The following is a 2,182-nucleotide window of genomic DNA, read 5'->3' as shown; positions in this document are numbered from 1 at the left end:
ATAGTCAAACAAATTAAGATGAAACGGCGAAAATTGATACGTTATGCACAAGCAAGTTTATTAGCCTTAATGGGAACTGGTTTAACATCTAAATTTCACCACTCTCAAGCACAAACAGGAGAATCTTTAACAATTAAATGGTTAGGACATACTTGCTTTTTATTTGAAGATGCAGCAACTAAAGTATTAGTAAATCCTTTTCGCCCAATAGGTTGTACAGCAGGATATCGTAATCCTACAGTAGATACAGATTTAATTCTAATTAGTAGTAGATTATTAGATGAGGGAGTAGTAGAAGGTTTTACAAGTAATCCCCCACCAATGTTGTTATATGAACCTGGGGTTTATCAGGTTGATAATAGACAAATTCAAGGAATTCGTACTACTAAAGATAGAGAAGGTGGACGTCGGTTCGGGACTAATGTGGCTTGGTTATGGAAGCAAGCAGGAATCAAGATTTTACATTTAGGGGGACTAGCAAGTCCCATTGGAATAGAAGAACGTATTTTAATTGGGCGTCCAGATTTGCTACTCATTCCTGTAGGTGGAGGGCCAAAAGCATATACTCCTTTGGAGGCAAAACAGACGTTGGAAGTTCTAAAACCTAGAATTGTGATTCCTACTCATTACAAAACTGAAGCTGCTGATGAAGCTACTTGCGATATTGCTTCTATAGAAGAATTTCTTGGTGTGATGGAAGGAACTCCAGTAAGAGTTGTCAATCAGGATACAATTTCGATTACTAGAGCTGATGTACCTCAAGAAGGCTCTATAATAGAAGTTTTGAGCTATGGATTTGATCAGATATCTCCAGATTCTCTCGGAATTAATTAAAAACTGAAAAGTAAAAATTGAGTGTAATTATGTAAATTATCTTGACACTACTTAAAATTTTGCTACAATTTTTCATATAAGTTTACATTTATTCTAGATGTGAGCTTCTACGGTGGTTAGTGAGAGCTACGCTCCGCTAACGCATTTCGCGCCAGCGTCTCTCTGTGGACTGGATAACGCCGACGTTGCTAGGTAGAAGCACCGAATAGAGCAGACTATTGAAAATCATAGATTTTACAGATAGTTGATAGTTGTAAGTTTCTAAGAACAGCAACCTTAAATTCGGTGATACGCTAAGATAATGCAAGAAAAATATCAAAGCGTCATATACTATGGCGTTTTATTTTATGGAATAGTAGAGGTAAATGATGAATAATCAAAAAAGTTTAAATATAGTTCAAAAAGCGATCGCTATCTTAGGATTAGTTGGTACTGGCGCATTCTTCGGTCTACCCGCAGTAGCTAACTTCTCTCAAAAATCCTTAACTCAGTCATTAGCTAACCAACCTTTACAAATTGCTGACTCTCACTCTAAGGATATTGTGGCAACTGCAGCAGAAGCAGGTCAATTTAATACTTTGGCTGCGGCACTAAAGGCTGCTGGTTTGGTAGAAACACTCCAAGGAGAAGGCCCTTTCACAGTATTTGCTCCTACTGACGAAGCATTTGCAGCTTTACCAGCTGGAAAAGTAGAAAAGTTATTATTACCAGAAAACAAAGATAAACTGGTAAAAATTCTGACTTATCATGTAGTCCCTGGTAAAGTAATGTCTGGCGACTTAGAATCTGGAATGGTTAAGACTGTGGAAGGTAGTGAAGTAGAAGTCAAAGTTTCTGATGCAGGTGTGAAGGTAGGAGATGCCAAAGTGCTGAAAGCAGATGTACCTGCGAGTAATGGTATAATTCATGTGATTGATACAGTAATTATTCCTGACTAATTAATTAGAGTTATACCATTTATTTAAAATATGTGGATTAAACCCATTCTTAACTATGCTTATGAATGGGTTTTTTAATTGAAATCAGAAATAATATCAAATCCGGTTTACATAGAAGGTTTATTGTGAAGGTAAGGCAGAAGGCAGAGGGCAGAAGGGTTAGAATAATTTAGACAAATTCGCTTTTCAAAACCGGATTTGGTATAAGAAATTTTTAGTTGAAATATCATTTATTGGCTTGAAGATCTCTTTATAATCAAAGGAAAATTTGGTTAAATTATTTTTATTATTCTGATTATTTGTAAAATTATTTTTTTAATTGCTATCATATAGCTTGAATTATTTCTTTTGGTTGTAAAGAATTTAAATTTTATCTAGGTATACTAAAAAACCTTGTTTTTTTTCTGTTT

Annotated in this window: 2 protein-coding genes; both read left to right on the top strand. The window is 35.2% G+C overall.

From position 1 onward, the window contains the following. Positions 1-18 precede the first annotated feature (18 nt). Positions 19-834, top strand: coding sequence for an MBL fold metallo-hydrolase (locus tag AC3DU7_RS31950; protein ID WP_488043247.1), 816 nt, complete (start codon positions 19-21; stop codon positions 832-834). A gap of 368 nt (positions 835-1,202) precedes the next feature. Beyond that, the gene (locus AC3DU7_RS31945; protein ID WP_488043246.1) at positions 1,203-1,772 is read left to right on the top strand and encodes a fasciclin domain-containing protein; all 570 of its coding nucleotides are present in this window, start codon (positions 1,203-1,205) and stop codon (positions 1,770-1,772) included. Positions 1,773-2,182: the final 410 nt, after the last annotated feature.

The sequence above is a fragment of the Okeania sp. genome, from assembly GCF_983059655.1.
Note: the sequence above shows the minus strand (reverse complement) of the source record. Positions and strands in the feature narration are given on the sequence as shown.

What these genes read in the sequence shown, in the direction of transcription:
- AC3DU7_RS31950 (WP_488043247.1), top strand. Translation starts at nt 19, where the DNA reads ATGAAACGGCGAAAATTGATACGTTATGCACAAGCAAGTTTATTAGCC.
- AC3DU7_RS31945 (WP_488043246.1), top strand. Translation starts at nt 1,203, where the DNA reads ATGAATAATCAAAAAAGTTTAAATATAGTTCAAAAAGCGATCGCTATC.